General features: G+C 49.8%; 15 protein-coding genes and 1 pseudogene. 6 read left to right on the top strand and 10 right to left on the bottom strand.

The window, feature by feature from the left end; translation table 11 throughout:
- Positions 1–373: 373 nt before the first annotated feature.
- Complete coding sequence (locus GA004_RS13045; protein WP_283394312.1) at positions 374–1,108, top strand: Bax inhibitor-1/YccA family protein; 735 nt, start codon at positions 374–376, stop codon at positions 1,106–1,108.
- 167 nt (positions 1,109–1,275) lie between these two features.
- Here the strand turns inward: GA004_RS13045 and GA004_RS13050 are convergent, their stop codons facing one another.
- Positions 1,276–2,178, bottom strand: coding sequence for an SCO family protein (locus tag GA004_RS13050; RefSeq protein WP_283394313.1), 903 nt, complete (start codon positions 2,176–2,178; stop codon positions 1,276–1,278).
- 59 nt (positions 2,179–2,237) lie between these two features.
- Between GA004_RS13050 and GA004_RS13055 the strand changes: the two genes are divergently transcribed.
- From GA004_RS13055 to GA004_RS13070, 4 genes are all read left to right on the top strand, one after another.
- Positions 2,238–3,287, top strand: coding sequence for a COX15/CtaA family protein (locus GA004_RS13055; RefSeq protein ID WP_283394314.1), 1,050 nt, complete (start codon positions 2,238–2,240; stop codon positions 3,285–3,287).
- Positions 3,284–4,213, top strand: a complete 930-nt coding sequence (cyoE, locus tag GA004_RS13060; RefSeq protein ID WP_283394315.1) for a heme o synthase — start codon at positions 3,284–3,286, stop codon at positions 4,211–4,213. The genes GA004_RS13055 and cyoE overlap by 4 nt, the downstream gene beginning before the upstream one ends.
- Positions 4,214–4,232: 19 nt before the next feature.
- Positions 4,233–4,676, top strand: a complete 444-nt coding sequence (locus GA004_RS13065; RefSeq protein WP_283394316.1) for a DUF420 domain-containing protein — start codon at positions 4,233–4,235, stop codon at positions 4,674–4,676.
- Positions 4,677–4,868: 192 nt separating this feature from the next.
- Positions 4,869–6,665, top strand: coding sequence for an SLC13 family permease (locus GA004_RS13070; protein WP_283394317.1), 1,797 nt, complete (start codon positions 4,869–4,871; stop codon positions 6,663–6,665).
- Between the two features lie 17 nt (positions 6,666–6,682).
- On the opposite strand, the gene GA004_RS13075 is transcribed toward GA004_RS13070, so the two are convergent.
- From GA004_RS13075 to lpxK, 9 genes and pseudogenes are all read right to left on the bottom strand, one after another.
- The gene (locus GA004_RS13075) at positions 6,683–7,477 is read right to left on the bottom strand and encodes an inositol monophosphatase family protein (RefSeq protein WP_283394318.1); all 795 of its coding nucleotides are present in this window, start codon (positions 7,475–7,477) and stop codon (positions 6,683–6,685) included.
- Between the two features lie 36 nt (positions 7,478–7,513).
- Positions 7,514–8,560 (bottom strand): hypothetical protein, encoded by a 1,047-nt coding sequence (locus GA004_RS13080; protein WP_283394319.1) that lies wholly within the window; start codon positions 8,558–8,560, stop codon positions 7,514–7,516.
- 10 nt (positions 8,561–8,570) lie between these two features.
- On the bottom strand, positions 8,571–9,848 hold the full coding sequence (locus GA004_RS13085; protein WP_425492936.1) for a diaminopimelate decarboxylase: 1,278 nt from the start codon (positions 9,846–9,848) through the stop codon (positions 8,571–8,573).
- Between the two features lie 73 nt (positions 9,849–9,921).
- Entirely contained in the window at positions 9,922–10,758 is an 837-nt protein-coding gene (menB, locus tag GA004_RS13090) for a 1,4-dihydroxy-2-naphthoyl-CoA synthase (protein WP_283394321.1), read from the bottom strand.
- Between the two features lie 91 nt (positions 10,759–10,849).
- The gene (locus tag GA004_RS13095) at positions 10,850–11,791 is read right to left on the bottom strand and encodes an RluA family pseudouridine synthase (protein ID WP_283394322.1); all 942 of its coding nucleotides are present in this window, start codon (positions 11,789–11,791) and stop codon (positions 10,850–10,852) included.
- Positions 11,784–12,539 (bottom strand): annotated as a pseudogene (locus GA004_RS13100) (adenosine deaminase family protein); the annotation flags it as partial. The gene GA004_RS13095 and the pseudogene GA004_RS13100, both read right to left, overlap by 8 nt.
- A gap of 39 nt (positions 12,540–12,578) precedes the next feature.
- The gene (locus tag GA004_RS13105) at positions 12,579–12,800 is read right to left on the bottom strand and encodes a hypothetical protein (protein WP_283394323.1); all 222 of its coding nucleotides are present in this window, start codon (positions 12,798–12,800) and stop codon (positions 12,579–12,581) included.
- A 21-nt stretch (positions 12,801–12,821) separates the two neighbouring features.
- On the bottom strand, positions 12,822–13,931 hold the full coding sequence (locus tag GA004_RS13110) for an aminopeptidase (protein WP_283394324.1): 1,110 nt from the start codon (positions 13,929–13,931) through the stop codon (positions 12,822–12,824).
- A 70-nt stretch (positions 13,932–14,001) separates the two neighbouring features.
- On the bottom strand, positions 14,002–15,222 hold the full coding sequence (lpxK, locus tag GA004_RS13115; protein ID WP_283394325.1) for a tetraacyldisaccharide 4'-kinase: 1,221 nt from the start codon (positions 15,220–15,222) through the stop codon (positions 14,002–14,004).
- A gap of 270 nt (positions 15,223–15,492) precedes the next feature.
- Here lpxK and GA004_RS13120 point away from each other — a divergent pair, with 270 nt between their 5' ends.
- Positions 15,493–17,991 (top strand): DNA topoisomerase III, encoded by a 2,499-nt coding sequence (locus tag GA004_RS13120; protein WP_283394326.1) that lies wholly within the window; start codon positions 15,493–15,495, stop codon positions 17,989–17,991.
- Positions 17,992–18,005 lie beyond the last annotated feature (14 nt).

The raw sequence follows: 18,005 nt of genomic DNA on the forward strand, positions 1-18,005 counted from the left end.
AACTCGCCAAGCCAGAAAAAGCCGTAAACTGGCAAGCCTTCGTTACGAGCTAATAGGAATAAAAAAATTATACAACTATCATGGTCTATTCAAACAAATCCAATGATTCGGCGTATACAATTCGCTACAGCAGCTCTTGTATAATCTCAGCGCTCGTAATCGCTGAGATTGAAGCGAGAGAAGATATACCTGAAAGCACAATGAACAAAGTGCTAGAGTGGCTAACCCAAGCACCATAAAAAATGCGATAAATCGCCGATTTAGGCAGCTAGTCGTATCACCCAGCACCATTAAACAAGAAATCCGAATTGACGTTCAATCATGAAAGTGCCACATCGCCTGCATTCTACCCAAACGCGCTTTATCAAAAACAATGAGAACATCTAATCCTGCACTTAACGACAAGGTATTCGATCTAGGACGCTCCACTGGGAACGTCATGACTATCAACGGAACGGTGAACCGTACGGGTATTCTACTTTGCTTGCTCATGTTCACGGCCATTTTCAGCTGGGACCGTGCTTACAGCGCCGTGGATCCGGGAGAGCTCTACCCATGGCTCATTGGAAGCGGTATCGCAGGGTTCGTCGTGGCTCTTATAACAGTTTTTAAAAAGACCGCTGCTCCGATTACCGCTCCGATCTACGCGGCGATAGAGGGCATTCTCCTCGGCATATTGTCCGCCTTTTACGAGATGCAGTTTCCTGGGCTCGTTTTCCAAGCAATCCTTCTGACTTTTGGAACGCTCTTTGCCCTGCTGATGGCCTACCGCTCTGGGGTCATAAAGGCGACCGAGAATTTTAAGCTCGGCGTTTTCGCCGCTACTGGAGGCATCGCTCTCATCTACCTCACTACCTTCATACTTAGCTTCTTCGGAGTATCCATCCCCTACATTCATGGAAGCGGCACCATTGGAATCTTGTTCAGTCTCTTCGTCGTTGTGATCGCTGCCCTCAATCTGGTGCTCGACTTCGACTTTATCGAAAGAGGGGCCGAACGAGGAGCACCCAAATACATGGAATGGTATGCTGCCTTCGGCCTGCTTGTAACCCTCATCTGGCTCTACATGGAAATGCTCCGGCTTCTTTCAAAACTGAGGAGTCGGTAGGGATCCGGAAAGCGGGATTCAACCGTTCACAGCTCAAGCCCCTAAGTATTTAAAGGTAAAAGGGCGTTATCCGATTGCACAAATTTTTGACCCTTTAATGGCCGCTCGGAGACCGCCCGCTACCAAAGACAGCCGAGGTGTTGAACCGAATGGAACTCAGAAAACACTTACCTCAAAATCTCCAGGAACTCTTCAGGAGTCCAGGCGCTTTTGTCGGAGCGTTTGGCGATCGCGCCGTCTTCGTCGATCAAGACGGTGGCCAGGCTGTGCATGATGGTATCCACCTTGGCGGTAGAGGTGACACCATGAGACTTGACTAGATCGCGAACCGCCGACTTCGGGCCGGTGACAAACTTGAAATTGCTTCCATCGATTCCGTAGGCCTCCGCGTATTGTCGGAGTACTCCGGGCGTATCGTATTGCGGGTCCAATGTGATGGAGACAAAATTTACGTCTAACTCGGAAGCCTGGGCAAGCTTCTGCAATTGCGCCATTTTTGAGGTCGTTAGCGGGCACATGTTTGCATCTGTGCAGCGGGTAAAAATGAAATTCAGCATGAGGGGCCTACCGGAAAACTGGTCGTTGGTAACGACTTCGCCAAACTGGTCGAGCAATGCGAAGTCGGGCGATACGTCCCCTTCCCCATAGTGGTAGCCCGAAGGAAGCGCTTTGGCCTGCTCCTGCAATCGCTGATTGACGTGCTTCAAGTCATTCGAAACCTGTTCGTCGAGCGGCCAGATCTTGATTAACTGAAAAGCTCCGTTTTCATCTCGAACGAGCCGAGCTCGGATTTTCTGTTCAACTTTGGCATTTTTCAAATCACCGGCGGACACTTCGAACTTCATCGTCATCGCTGGCATCAATTCAGGTATTTTTTCATGAGCCACTTCCAGCAAACCCGCCGCCTCATCCACCGCGGTAATCGTGCCAATCAGCAGATGGCCTTCGGTGTCCCCCTCCCCCAAGAATTCCTCCTTTGGGTTGCAAGCCGCCAAGATCCCAAAGACGAGTACCCAGACCGAGCTCTGCTTAAAACGCTTATTCACCCAACTAATATTTTTCAGTTTCACCTGCATTGTCTGGAAATCGTTTAAACTATCGCTACTCACCTAATGCAATCAACTTTCCGATGAAATCAAAACCAGAAGCGTTCGATTATACTGCATACAAGCCATTCTTATTTTGGTTTGGATTCTGCGCACTCATTTGGATCACCTTCCTCCTTTACGCAGGTGGTTTCACTACCAGTATTCGGGCGGGGATGGCCTTTCTCGACTGGCCGCTTTCCAACGGCTCGATCAATCCCGAAGGCTGGCTGGAGAATGAAGATATGATGGCGGAGCATAGCCACCGCCTCCTAGGGGCGGTCATGGGACTCCTTTCCGTTGCTCTTTGCGTCACCGCGTACGCGCAGAAAGCGAGCCCACGGATCCGAAAGCTAGGAATCTGGCTGGTCATACTCGTCGTGACCCAAGGACTGCTCGGAGGTCTCCGCGTAAAGCTCGATGCACTCAATCTCGATATCGATCACAACTTGTACGCCCAGACCTTCGCCGTCGCCCACGGCACTCTGGCCCAAATTTTTCTCTGTCTGCTTGTCGCCTTCACCGTGATTAACAGCAAGTCCTGGATCCAGCGAAAGGCAGGATTTACCGTAGCCCCCTCCAGCAGCGTAGGTCTCTTTGGCCTGATTGCCTGCCTTACAATCATACTCCAGCTGATAATCGGAGCGGTGATGCGACACAGCTATGCCGGACTAGCGATCACGAGCTTTCCCTACAGTCATCCCGACGGCTACTGGATCCCTCCCGCATTTAATTTCAAGGTCGCCATCCATTTCGCCCACAGAGTCGGCGGCATAGTGGTAAGTATTGCGATTATCGCGTTCACGATGAAGATTTGGCGGGAATCGCAGAGCCGCAAAGCTTTAGGTAAGTCAGCGATCACCCTAATCGCCCTCCTAGGAATCCAAATTTACCTGGGAGCCATGATTATTTGGACAGTGCGAAATCCCCACGTAGCGACTTTTCACATGCTAAATGGAGCCTTTCTTCTCTCGATTTGTTGGATGATGACTTTACGAAGCTTGAAATTTCGATTGGAAGCCCCACACCTTTCCCAACGCGCACCCGAAACGGACGCTCCGCTCGGCGAATTGGAAAAAACTGGTCACGCATGAGCCTAAAACAGAGTAACCATATTTTAACCGCCAGCGAATTGATCGATCAAACGAGCAAGAAAGACTTTCCGTGGTCTGCGTTCTACGAACTTACCAAGCCGCGCCTGAGCCTGCTCTCAGTGATCACAGCTCTCGTGGGCTATCTAGCCGCACTGCCCAGCCGAGACCTGACTTCCCTTCTCAATTTCCTTTGCGGCACCGCGCTTTGTGCTGCGGGAGCGGCAACATTGAATCAATGGCTCGAACGAGAGCCGGACTCGATTATGGAACGGACCCGCGAACGCCCCATTCCCGCTCGGCTGATAACGCCGCAAGTCGCCCTGGTCTTCGGTCTCGGCCTCTCAGTGGTCGGTTCTCTTCAGCTTTACTATGGAGCCAACCCACTCGCAGGACTCCTAGGGGCAGCCACGATCATCAGCTACGTGTTGATCTACACCCCCATGAAGAAGGCGACGCGCTGGGCAACTGAATTTGGGGCGATTCCCGGAGCGATCCCTCCTCTAATCGGCTGGGCAGCGGCTGAAGGGACCATCACGACTCTCGGCTGGATACTCTTCGGGATTCTGGCTATCTGGCAAATTCCTCACTTCATGGCAATCGCCTGGCTCTATCGCGATGACTACAAAAAGGGGGGATTCCCCATGCTGTCCGTTATCGACCAAGGAGGAGATCGTGTTGCTCGCTGGGCCGTGATCAATACAGTAGTGCTAGTTCCCGTAAGCCTGCTTCCCGTTTTCCTGGGGTACTGCCAATGGATCTACGGCATTGTCGCTACCGTATTTGGATTGTGGTTTCTGAAGCATGCATTGGCATTTACGCGATCGGAAAATCGCGAAGTCACAGCTAAGAGTTTGTTTCTGAACTCCATCCTCTACCTCCCAGCCGTGCTTTTTAGCTTGGTGATAGATCGCTGGATACAAGGGTAGCATTAATTTTACTGCACTTATGGAAATTCATCAAATCCCCGCTCTCAACGCGATTCTGAACTCGATCGCAACCGTCCTAATCATTAGTGGACTCATCTGTATCAAAAAAAGGAACGAGAAAGTGCATCGCTCTTTCATGACGGCTGCATTGTTCGTATCGGTCTTATTCCTTGCCGGCTACCTTTTCCACAAATGGTCTGTCAATTGGCAAAACCGGTCGATTGGAGCCGAGGGAACCATCAAAAGCATTTATTTGCTGATGCTGTTTACCCACGTTCTTCTGGCAATGGCGATTGTCCCACTCGTCCTAAGAACCTTCTTTCTGGCGATCAAGGGACGCTACGAATCCCATAAAAAGTGGGCTCGATGGACCTACCCGATCTGGCTTTATGTTTCCGTTACAGGAGTATTGGTTTACTTTTCGATATATGTTTGGTTTCCTCCTCTGGAAAGTGTCCCATAAATCCAATTTCTTCGTTCTTTGGTCATATTTGAGATCCAAAATTCGTTTATTCGCATCGCAATACCCTCCGAGTATTCCTCAACTCGAAAGCCAAATTTTGAATCTCAGATACAACGACAAGACCTCTGAAGCAACTTATTGGACACTTTCTTAGAGTTTGTCTGAAGCAGTTTCGCTCTCCGACACAATCACATGACTTGGGAAATCATCTTCGTATTCGCTCTGCTCGTCCTCGCACTGGCTAGTTTCGTCTGGGAAAAGCTCCCTCCTGACGTCACCGCCCTCTCCCTCTTCTCCATCCTGATCGTTTCGGGAATACTCTCTACTGAAAAGGCATTTAGCGTATTCTCAAATCCGGCTCCACTTACCGTTGGTGCGATGTTTATCATTAGCGCCGCACTTGACAAGTGCGGTGTCATCGATCGCCTAGGTTTCGGCTTGCAAGGTCTATCAAAACTCACGTATCGGCCCTTTATCCTAGTGATAATGCTACTAGCCGGAATTTTGTCCGCATTCATCAATAACACGCCGATTGTCGTTGTCTTGCTTCCCGTCGTATTAGCGCTCTCCAAAAAGATAGGAATCTCTGGATCCAAAGTTCTAATACCGCTTTCCTATGCTTCGATTTTGGGAGGTACCTGCACTCTCCTAGGGACCAGCACAAACATCATCGTGAGCGGCGTAGCCGAAGCGGCGGGAGAAAAACCACTGGGAATGTTCGAGTTCGCACTGGTAGGTCTTCCGCTTTTCATCGCCGGCCTGATTTATTTGACGATTTTCGGAAACAAGGTTCTCCCGACCCGAGAAACGTTAACGTCGATTCTGTCGGAAGATGAGAGACGGGAGTACATCACAGAGGCATTTGTAAACCACACCTCGACCGTCATCGGCAAAAGCCTAAAAGAGTCAGGGATTCAAGGCGTCAACGGTATCCGAGTCATCGATATCGTGCGGTCGGGATCTTCACTGCAAACGCGCTTGGACAGAGTCATTCTAGAGGAGGGCGATCGCTTGGTGCTAGCTTGTCGGGCATCCGGAATCGCCAAAGCTCGAAGTATCTCTGGGCTCGATCTTGAAATAGAGGAGAAGCTTGGACTTGAACAAATCGCAGCCCACGAGGGTATGATGGTTGAAGCGATCTTAGGGCCCAATTCCGATGTTCTAGGGAAGACCATCGAAGAAGTAAACTTCCGACAGCATTACCGCATGGTTGTTCTGGCGGTACATCGGAGGGGAAAGAATCTTCGAGAGAAAATCGCTTCTCTAAGACTGGAGTTTGGGGATACCTTGCTCTTGCTGGGAACTGACAACTCCATTCAGAACCTGCAAGCGAGTGAGGACATCATCCTGATGTCCAATAACGCCATTCAGTCCAAGACATCAAAATTGAAGATGGGACTGGTTGTTGCAGCTGTAGCGGGCGTTGTCATTTCAGCGGCTACAGGGATCGTGCCCATCGCCGTCGCGGCTATCGTCGCCTGCGTCGCTCTCTTTGTCACTGACTGCATCCGCCCCAAGGACGGCTATGGGGCAGTCCAATGGAATCTTCTCTTCATCATCTACGGTATGCTGGGAATGGGTGTCGCAATGGAGGAAACCGGAGCCTCCTTGTTTTTGGCCAACAATTTGATCGGCACTGTTACTGGATTTGTGGCCCCCGAATGGCAGCCCTATGTCATGCTAGCGTGCGTGTACCTTCTGACGAACGCGTTGACCGAATCGCTTTCTAACAACGCGGCCGCCGTTCTGATGGCCACACTTGCCGTTGGAATCGCTGAGACACTCGGGGTTAGCCTGCGGCCGTTCCTCTTCGCGGTAGCTATTGCCGCTTCCGCAAGTTTCGCAACGCCTATAGGCTATCAGACCAACACTTATGTCTACGGGGCGGGTGGGTACCGGTTTTCCGATTTCACAAAGGCAGGGCTCCCGCTCAACATCATCTGCTTCATTACTTCAGTTTTCCTGATTCCCTTAATTTGGGAATTCTAGAAAGCGGTTCAATCTGGTTATCGGTCCATCGCGGCAAGTATCTGCTCTAATATAGCAGGAGAACCGGCAGCATAGCCAAACGGTGGCTTCTTAACGTCAAATTGCATTAAAGGAAATGGGTCTGAATCAAAATATTTGATATCGCCCTTCACCTCCCGAATCAATGCAACCCCTGCTGCAATGTCCCATGAATTGACCCGATGTGCGACGACCCCATCCAGCCAGCCGACTGCGACATAGGCCAATTGGATCGCGCTACTACCCAAATTACGTATCTTAAACATTCGCTGCAAAGCGCGATCATCACTCTCTCTTTCGCCAATCTCGCAATGCTGCGCCCCCACGATGCTCTGAGCTGAGGGGGATTCAAAAGATACCTGAATTTTTCGGTCTCCAACGAAGACCCCGGCTCCAGGGCCTCCATGGATAAGCGATCGTGACATGTGGTCATAAATAATACCATAAACGGGAACCCCGTCCTTAAGCAGAGCCAACGAGATAGCGCAGGCAGGAATTCCTCGAGCGAAATTATTTGTTCCGTCAATGGGATCAACAAGCCATGTGTATTCAGTATCTAAAACAACGGTTCCCTTCTCCGGATCAGTCTCCTCACTCAGGAACAGATCTTCAGAAAATTGGCCTTTCAACTGCCTCTGCAACGCATTGGAAATATTCAGATCCGCCTCGGTCACCCTAGAACCATCGTACTTCCACTGGCTATCGACTCGTCCAAAACGGCTTTCAAAAAACTTAGCTTGCTCCTCTACAATCGAGCGACCTGCCGCTATCCTTTCTTCAATTTTTTGGAACATCGCTCGGTAACGGTCGATCGGCTGGCGAAAGAAAGCCTATTCTGAGCTTTCGGGCGGCGACTTGAGGTTCCAGATAGCTTGGCACTTCTCCATCAGCTGTCGAAATGCTTCTGGAGTAATCGCTTGCTTGGGATCATCTCCCAACCCACGCGTTGGATCAATATTCGCTTCGATGCACAATCCATCCGCACCATAAGCGACCGCCGCCATGGAACAGGCCTCGACATACACCGATTTACCGACTGAGTGAGACGGATCTACCACAACCGGTGCCCAGGTCTTTTCCTTGATAAGCGGAGTGATCGACTCGTCCGGATGATTTCGATAGCCTTCGAGACTGGGCAATGTTCCGCGAGGACAAAGCATCACATTCGGATTTCCAAAATTTACGATGTACTCCGCAGCCGAAATAAATTCGTTGATCGGACCAATGTGCCGTCCGCGCTTGAGCAGTACCACGGTGTTTTTCCCTGCTATCGCTTGCCCAACTTTTCGAAGCAGAGAGTAATTCAGCGCGTTGCGTGTACCGATTTGAAACATATCTACGCCTGCATCTAAGGCTAGCTTCAAATTTTCTTCATCCATCACCTCGGTGTTCACGGGAAGACCCGTCCGCCGCGCACCTTCCATTAATATGTCAAGAGCCTTATTGTCCCCTTGATAGGAGTAAGGGTTCGTTCTAGGCTTCCAAACTCCGCCTCTAAGCGCGTGAGCGCCAGCCTCCTTGAGGGCTTCCGCCGTTTCGTAAAATCGGTTTGGATTCGCAGGGTCTATCGTGCAAGGTCCCGCGATAGCGAGTAGTTCCTTCCCCAATTCAATCCCACCGAAAACCGTTTTGTGGTGCTTAAGCTCCGACCGGATGTCCAGCAATTTATGAGGGGATTGAATCGTATCCACTCGATCAATATACTCGAGACCCTCTATCCGATTGATCAGCAGTTCATGGCGTTCGTCGCCAACGATTGCGTAGATACTTTGAACCGCCCCTTCGATCACCTGGATGCGGCACCCAAATTCTGCCACGATCAGCGTGACCTCTTCCAACTGGGCGTCCGTCAATTTTGGGGTTTTCGGAATAATCATCGGATTTTTGTTAGAATGAAATTTCAGTTTCGTTGGCCAGAATTTGTTCTAGAGTCTGACGCTTTCGCATTACACTTAGGCTTCCGTCGAGTCGAAGCATCACCTCAGGACACTCTGGAAAGGAATTGTAGTTCTTCGTCGACATGGCAGCGCAGTAGGCACCCGCACCGCCAATCGCCAGAATATCTCCAATTTTTGCATCGACCAACTTCCGAGGAAGGAGCGCTTCTGCATCTCCAGGAGCAGGAGTCAGAATATCGCCTGATTCACAGCAATGACCTGTGATCACGTAAGTGTGCGCTTCACGCGTATCTCCATCGAATGCCAACAGCTCCATAGGATGCTGTGCGCCGTACATCGAAGGACGCACATTCTCAGTCATGCCGGTATCCAGCTTGATAAAATCGTATCCATCTTCCCCTGTCGATGTGAGATCCTGAACCGTTGATATGAGTACGCAACTATTGGCCATCAAGTAAGTGCCCGGTTCAATTTCGAGATGCAATTTGCGGCCCGTTTCAGACTGAAAACGCTCAAACGCCTCACGCATGGGGGCACCGATAGCTTGCAGATCAGTCGTTTCCTCGTCTGGCATTCTACCCACTTTGTAGCCACCGCCAAGATTCAGAACAGTGACCGCATCAAAAGATCGGACGAGATTTAAACTTAATCCCACTGCCTTAACCCAAACTTCGGGATCACTTCCGCTCCCAATGTGGGTATGAATGCGAAATACCTCCAAGCCATGTCCCGATACGATCTTTTTAACTTTGTCTATGTCTTCAAACCAAATTCCGAAGCTCGAAGCGGGACCACCCACGTTGGTTCGTTGCGTGCCCCCCGAACCCAGACCGGGATTGAAGCGTAACCCCACTTTGGCATTCGGGAAAAGCATTCCGTATCGCTCGAGTTGGTGAAGCGAGCAAGCGTTGACCATCATGCCCTTTGCAACGAGGGACAATAGGCGATCATCCGTTGGAAATTCCTGCGTGCTTAGAGAAATATCTGACGCGTCGAATCCAGCGGCGACCGCTCTTTCCGCTTCGTAAATTGAACTCGCATCGATTTTCAATCCTATCGATTTGAACAATCGGAGTATGTTTGCATTCGGACAGGCCTTCATGGCAAACCGAGCTGTCAGCCCAAAGGCATTGGGAAAATCCGATACCTTAGCCGCGACGGAACGCAATGAAGCTTCGTCGTAAACGTAACATGGGGTTCCGATCTCATCGCGAACACGAAAAGCAGTTTCAGGATTTAAAAATGATGCAGCTTGCATAGTTAAAATTGGTTGGGACTAGACCTCTGAAAGTGAACTGGGCTCGATATTGCCACAGCGATGGATAAGCCTAGGAACGCTCTTAAGGCATCCAAGGATATTTGGAAAAATCCGGCTTCCGTTTTTCTAAAAAGGCCTGCTTTCCTTCCGTTCCCTCTTCGGTCATGTAGTACAAGTAGGTCGCGTTTCCCGCTAGTTCTTGAATCCCTGCTTGACCGTCCAGATCCGCATTAAAGGCGGACTTCAAGCAGCGAATCGCGATGGGACTCTTTTCCACCACTTCTGTCGCCCATTGGATTCCTTCTTCCTCAAGCTCTTCCACAGGAACGACTTTATTGACCAACCCCATGCCCAAAGCCTCCTGAGCATTGTATTGCCGACATAAATACCAAATCTCACGGGCCTTTTTCTGACCCACAATACTGGCTAAATAGCTCGCACCAAAACCACCATCAAAGCTTCCAACCTTAGGACCGGTTTGGCCAAAAATTGCGTTGTCGGCGGCAATCGTCATATCACAAATAACGTGCAGTACATGCCCTCCTCCGATCGCATATCCCGACACCAAGGCGATCACCACCTTGGGAATTGAGCGAATAAGCTTCTGCAGATCCAGCACATTCAATCGCGGAACACCATCTGCTCCTACGTATCCAGCATGCCCGCGAACTCCTTGATCGCCACCCGAGCAAAACGCGTATTTGCCATCAGTATGTGGACCGGCTCCGGTGAGCAAAATCGCTGCGATCGACTGGTCTTCCCTGGCGTCGCAAAACGCTTCGAACATCTCAAACACGGTCTGAGGACGGAACGCATTTCGTTTTTCCGGCCGATTGATCGTGATCTTCGCTATGCCCTGCCACTTCTCATAGCGAATGTCTTCGTAGTCTTTTACACTTTGCCAGTCTGCTTTTGACATTCTAGGCAGTGTGCGAGTACCTTAGGTCCGTGCAAGCCTCGGTTTCGCTAGAATTTGAAATACCGAGTGTCAAAACAGCCCCAATATCCCCCTAGTCCAGCCGCAGGCTGGCGTCTACAAAGGGCTCAAACACTTCTGGCAGAGGCGCATTTAAATCTAGTGATTCACCCGTAATCGGATGTTCAAACGCCAAGTGAGCGCTGTGCAACATAACCCGACTCGGTACCGCTGGTAAAAACGGCAGAGCCCGATACCCGTATACCACATCGCCGAGGATCGGAAAACCCAGACTTCTCAAGTGTACGCGAATCTGATGCGTCCTTCCTGTGTGGATACGGCATCTTAGCAACGAATATCCCCCCTGATAAAGCCCCTCCAGCTTCCAATCCGTATGGGCTTCTCTCCCATGCCCTTCCTGACAAACTCTCATCTTATGCCTCTGTGTCGGATTTCTTTCGATGGGCTTTCGAATGGAACCACTAATCAGTTCTGGTCGACCTTTAGCTACCGCCAGATATTCTTTGACCAGTGATCGCGAATGAAACAATTCACCTAGTTGCCTATGGGCGACATCCGTCTTGGCTGCCACTATCAAACCACTAGTATCCCGGTCCAAACGGTGGACGATTCCCGGTCTTTCCACCCCACCGATCCCACTAAGTTCGCCCTTACAGTGGAAAAGCAGACCGTGAGCTAGTGTCGTTTCAGGAGCCCCAGCCCCCGGGTGAGTAATAAGCCCAGCAGGCTTATCAATGACCACCAGGTACTCGTCTTCGTATACAGCACTAAGATTCAGATCCACGGGATCCATGTTGCACTCTTGGATCTCTGGCATTTCGAAAACCAGCACATCCCCCTGTGAAATTTTCCGATTCTTCGATATGGGCTGCCCTTCTAATCGCACAAGCAACGCATCAAACGCCCGATGAAAATCTGAGCGGCTGTGCTCAGGGAATGAATCCGCCAGCAGTTTGTCTGCACGGATTTTATTCGTTCCCTCAGGCACGACGAATTCTGTGATACGATTACTCAATTTCCTCTGATAGCAGAGAATCAATTTCCGCGATATAAGAATTTTTTAGTTCCTCGTCCATTCGAGCAAACCGAAATCCGTTTTCAGCAATCTTAGCCAGCTCGCTTCGCTTGAATCCAAGTCGATCGTGCAAGGCTTCATATTCGCCAGAAAGCGTGTTCGCGAAGCAAAGCGGATCGTCCGTATTAATCGTGCACGTGACTCCCGCATCGAAATACCCACGAATGGGATAATCTTCCAATTGTTCGACTACCCTAAGCTTCTCGTTGCTTATCGGGCACATGTCCAAAATCACACCTTCATCAGAGAGTCGCTGGACCAAGTCTGGATCTTCAAAAGCTCGTGTACCGTGCTGCATTCTCTCAGCGCCAAGAAGATCTAAGGCTTCGTAAATCTTGTCTGTTCCTCCAAATTCACCCGCATGAACTTTGATAATTTTCCCTGCTTCCTTGCACTGTTTCCAAATACGAGGGGTCCAAGCCTCCAATTTTAGCCACTCTTGCCCATGCAGATCGATGCCATCAAGATCATCCCATGGGGGGAGCGAATCGATGATTGGACTCATCACTTCCGTGTAGCCATCGCGGGTCAGGTCAGCAATCACTCTAATTTCAAGCCCCTTGGGGGCTGCTGATTTAATAGCGTGGATCAATTCTTGCCCGTCTGAGCCCGTGAATTCAATAATCGCCAAATGGAGACTGGTTTCCAAGTACTTAACATTTTGGTCTGCCAGCCCAGAGAAGATGCGCTTGCAAACTTCATGGTAGCATTCTGGGCTCGCATACCACTAATCGGCATGGTCGACTAGCAGTGTTTCAAAATCAACAAAATTTGGGAAACGATACCCGGGCTCACGGAAAAACGGGTTGGTCGGAAAACGATCGGGGTCCAACTCTCGCAGCAATGTGTAAGGCAGCGCTCCCTCGATGTGGAGGTGCGTTTCTGTCTTGGGAATTTTCCTGAGCCAATCCACGACGGGCTCACCGCCTTCAGTTCTCGGTTTATTCATACCCATCCTGGATCTAAGCGACTACAGGAGGTTTTCAGGATTCAACGATTTCAATGAATCTCGGACGAAAATTCCATCTTTTCGAATCAAATCACCGTCAAACCATATCTCGCCTCCGCCATAATCTGTTCGCTGTATACAAACCATGTCCCAGTGAACTTGAGATTTGTTTCCGTTATCCGCTTCCTCATAGGCCTGTCCCGGAGTAAAGTGAAAAGATCCTCCGATCTTCTCATCAAAGAGAATGTCGCGCATGGGCTCCCGAATGTAGGGATTGAATCCAATGGCGAATTCGCCGATGTACCTGGCTCCAATATCAGAGTCTAGAATCTCGTTTAGGCGAGTTGTGTTGCTCGATTGGGCATCCACAATCTTTCCCTCTTTGAATTCTAGCCGAATGTCGTCAAAGGACACCCCTTGGTAGACAGTGGGAGCGTTGTATTGAATAACACCTTCAACACTGTCTCGTATGGGACATGAGAAAACCTCACCGTCGGGAATGTTGTGCGTACCGACACAAGCGATAGCATTTATCCCTTTTATGGAAAACGAGAGATCGGTTCCATTACCCTTTATTTCCACCCGATCGGTCTCTCTCATCAAAGAGGCAAGCTGATTACTTCCTTCTTCCATGCGACTATGGTCAAGGGTGCACACGTTGAAAAAGAAGTCTTCGAAGGCCTCTGTACTCATCATCGCCTGCTGTGCCATGGATGGCGTTGGCCATCGCAATACAACCCATTTCGTATGGTTGACCCTCCAGTCCAAAACAGGCTTCATCACCTCGGAAACCATCTTAACTTGCTCGGCAGAAACATCAGAGGACTCAAAGATGTTCATCGAACCTCTGAGCGCGATATAGGCGTCCATCGACTTCATCCGCTGTAGCTCTATGGCTCCATGGATACGCATCTGGTCCTCCGTCGCCTCGAGTGCAAATTCCCGGGTAACTCTAGCGTGGTTCAGGTTCACGTAAGGGATGGCCCCGCAGGCTCTGGTCGCACGCAGCAATTCGACGATCATCTCGTCGGGGACATCAAAAGCATCAATCAACACTTTTTCGCCCGGGTCCAATCGAGTGGAGTACGAGGTCAAATTTCGCGCTAGTTGGGAGAGCCTAGGATCGAGCATTGAATCGTAGACAAAGTAAATTTCCGCAAGTTGCAACCCTGCTTGCAAACTTAACGAAAATTGGCCGCAACTAGCTCGACTTGACCGCAAATCTCCGTCTTCCCTCCTCGGGAAAACAAATCTTGGATACGGCCGCGTCGAAATCGTTCACACCGCGCAGTATCTCGATCTCCAATCTCAAGAAGTATAGAGGTAATGGAAAGTCTGTGTCTTTGGGAATTCGCACCGCATCTTTTTCGGTCGTAATAATGAAATCCAAATTCGCGGCTGCTGCTTCTTTGAAAATTTCGTGGAGTTCCTCTGTATCAAATCTGTGGTGATCCAGAAAACGCTTTGTGTAGATTAGATCCGCTCCGAAATCGCACAGGAAACCTTCGAAGCTTTCCGGAACCGCTATACCACTAAACGCTCCTATTCTTTTCTGCAAAAGTTCATCCAATGGCAATCGTTTTTCTCCGTTGACCTCCTGAAGGAATTGCGGCTTGTGAGCACACTCGATCACATCCACTCCCGGATTATGCTTCTGTATCAACGCCTCCAGTTCTCGATCCGGTACGCCATCTGATTTTGTTAGAAACACGTACGACGCTCGCTTTAAATGCCTCACTGGCTCGCGAAGGATGCCGCGCGGCATTAGATGCCGATTCCCAAAAGGGTTGCTCTTATCCACAAGGAGGAGATTGAGACGCCCTTTCAAGGGCAAGTACTGAAACCCGTCGTCCAAAACCAAAGTGTCGCATCCAAATCGCTTTATCGCGTAAGTTCCACTCTTCACTCGGTCTTTATCGACGAGGACGATCACTCCCGGAAGATTTCTTGCCAACATGTAAGGCTCATCGCCCGCGAATTCAGAATCGAGTAGAACGGTCTCGCCATCGCTTACAATTTTAGGCGGCGGGGGTTCCTCTCCGGTTACAAACGTCCTCCAGAGTTTTTGCAAGCGGGACTCTTTCGTTATGTTTTTGCTCTTGTACCCTCGACTCAGAATAGCCACTCGCCTTCCCCTTTGCTGAAGCGAACGGGCAAATTTCTCCACAACCGGAGTTTTACCGGTTCCCCCTACCGTGAGATTGCCAACGACAACCACTAGGCAGCCCAAGGGCTGGTCCTTCAAAATCCGTTTCTCGTAGAGAAAGAGACGAAGACGCGCCAAAAATCCGAAGATCAGGGAAAGCCCATAAAGAAATAGGCCTAGAGCGAACGCTCTCTTACCCCGCCGCCGATCATAAAAAACATCGACCGCAAACTCCTCGATTCGAGAAAGCGTTTTTCTAAAACGTGAAATCGCCATACTACGCTGTAAACCAGCAACTAAGAAACCAAAATATGGGGGTAATCGTTTCTCGATTACGAGAGGAAAAACAACTTTGATTCAAAAGCGGATACTCCCTCGCTCTAGAAAATTTGTACTTGCCACAAGTTAATCCGTGCTTCATCGACCCGATTTTAAGGTATTGGAGGGAGTCGCATTGACTCCTTTCAGAAGAAAGTAGACTCATCGGAAGAAATTTTCGGTCACCAACCAACAGAAACACTTTTGACGACCCCCAAAGAAACAACAATGAAGTCCCTTGTAATTGCCGAGAAACCCAGTGTCGCCAAAGACCTCTGCAAAGCTTTAGGTGGCAAGTTCGCGAAGCAGGACGATCACTTTGAAAACGACGACTACATCGTTACTTCCGCAGTGGGGCACATCGTCGAGCTTTGCATGCCCGAAGACTATGACAAACGAGATGCCTTCTGGAGACTCGCAAATCTACCGATCATTCCCTCCACATTTAAGCTAAAGCCAATCGAAAGGACCGAATCCAAATACAAGGGGGTAAAGAAACTCATCAACCGCAAAGACGTTGACACCATCATCAACGCTTGTGACGCCGGCCGTGAGGGAGAGCTCATCTTCAGCTACTTGTACAAACTTTCGAAAAGCAAAAAACCAGTAAAACGACTTTGGATGCTCTCGATGACACCCTCTAGTATTAAAGAGGCATTCCAAAACATGAAATCGGGAGATGAGATGAAAAATCTCGCCGAAGCGGCACAGTCACGATCGGAAGCGGATTGGCTCATTGGAATCAACTGTACTCGCGGAGTGACGAAGCGACTATACGGATCTCGAGCCGGAAATGTAGCAGGCGTTGGTCGCGTACAAACACCTACGTTGGGCATGGTCGTAGAACGCGAGCGTGAAATAGAGAAGTTCAAGCCAAGAGACTACTGGCAAATCGTCGTAGAATTCCAAATCTCTAATGGCATCTACCAAGGAACCTATCAAAAGCCGGACTTCAAGAAATCAGATGACCAGCATGATCGAATCGATCGTATTTGGGCAGAGAACGCAGCCAATGCAATCGTCGAATCGGTCAAGAACGGTGGGAAAGCCACCGTCTCAGACGAGACAAAGAAGTCCCGTCAAGCCGCGCCCCGCCTTTACGACCTAACCACACTGCAACGTGAAGCCAACAACCGCTTTGGCTATCCCGCTCGTCGCACTCTCCAGCTTGCTCAAGCGCTCTACGAAAAGCACAAGATGATCACGTACCCGCGTACGGACTCTAAAGCTCTCCCAGAGGACTATCCTGAAACCTGCGCAAGGACTCTCAAGAGTCTGGGCGACGATCTAGCCGACCACGCAAGAAAGGTTGTCGCCAGAAACTGGATAAACCCTTCCAATAAACGAGTCTTCAATAACAAGCAGATCTCTGATCACTTCGCCATTATTCCAACTCCTGAGAGCTCGAAAAAGCTAAACGATGACGAAGCAAAGATTTACGACATGATCGCCCGTCGTTTTATCTCAATCTTCTATCCATCTGCCGAATTCGATGTTACGACGCGTTTCAGTGAGGTAGAAACTCACATTTTTAAGACTGAAGGCAAAGTTCTCATCGCCCCTGGTTGGCTGGAAGTTTACGGGAAGTCGGTTCTCAAAGCGGACCCTGAAACCCTCCCTGCACTGAGTGATGCTGATGGAAACCCTCCCCAATCAAGTATTTCGGATACCGAGTGCAAATACGAACAGACAAGGCCACCCGCCCGATACACGGAAGCCACTCTGCTTTCTGCGATGGAAAGCGCCGGTAAGCTTGTCGAGGATGATGAACTTGCAGAGGCTATGAAGGAAAGCGGGTTGGGAACTCCCGCAACTCGAGCAACCATTATAGAGCGATTGATCGCCGAAAGATACATGGAGCGGGATCATCGGTCACTCGCCCCAACACCAAAAGCGGAAACCCTCCTCGACTTCCTCGCGGCAATCAAAGCAGACGCTTTAACTAAGCCTGCACTCACCGGAGAGTGGGAATTCAAACTACATAAAATCGAGGACGGCGAACTCGACAGCAAGACCTTCATGAAAGAGATCGTCTCGATGACTAAAGACGTAGTCGAGAGCATCAAATCGTATGAAGAGAACGAAGACGACTTATCGCCCAGTGACTTAGTATCACCCTATGATGGCGAGCCACTTTTCGAATCGCTAAGAGCCTACCGAACCAAGGACAACTCTTTCGCAATCTACAAAATCATAGGAAATCGAAAGATGGATAAAGAGGAGCTGCGCGAACTTCTTGACAAGAAACGCATTGGCCCAATCGACGGCTTTCGTTCGAAACGCGGCAAGCACTATAGCGCCTACCTTAATCTTGACGATGAGACCAAGCGAGTTAAGTTCGACTTCGGCAACGGAGGTGAACAGGGCGGTGAAATCGATTTTTCAGCACTGACCCCTTTCGCCAAGTGCCCAAGTACGGGCGGGGATATTTACGAGACTGCCAATGCCTACGTGGTAAAGGTTCCGGACCATAAAAGTGATGCTAACCCAATCCGTATTAGCAGAAAAATATTGGATCGCGAGATCCCACGTGAACAAGTAATCAAACTTCTCGAAACTGGGAAAACTGATCTTCTCGACAAGTTTTGGTCAAAACGCACAAAGCGGCCTTTTGATGCGTATTTGGTTATTAACGACACTGGGCAAACGAATTTTGAGTTTCCGCCGAGGGCGCCCAAGAAGGCCGCGAAAAAAGTTGCAAAGAAAAAGACCGCTCCGAAAACCTAACTACTCTTCCCTTT

The organism is Candidatus Pelagisphaera phototrophica, assembly GCF_014529625.1.
In the GTDB taxonomy this organism is placed as follows: domain Bacteria; phylum Verrucomicrobiota; class Verrucomicrobiia; order Opitutales; family Opitutaceae; genus Pelagisphaera; species Pelagisphaera phototrophica.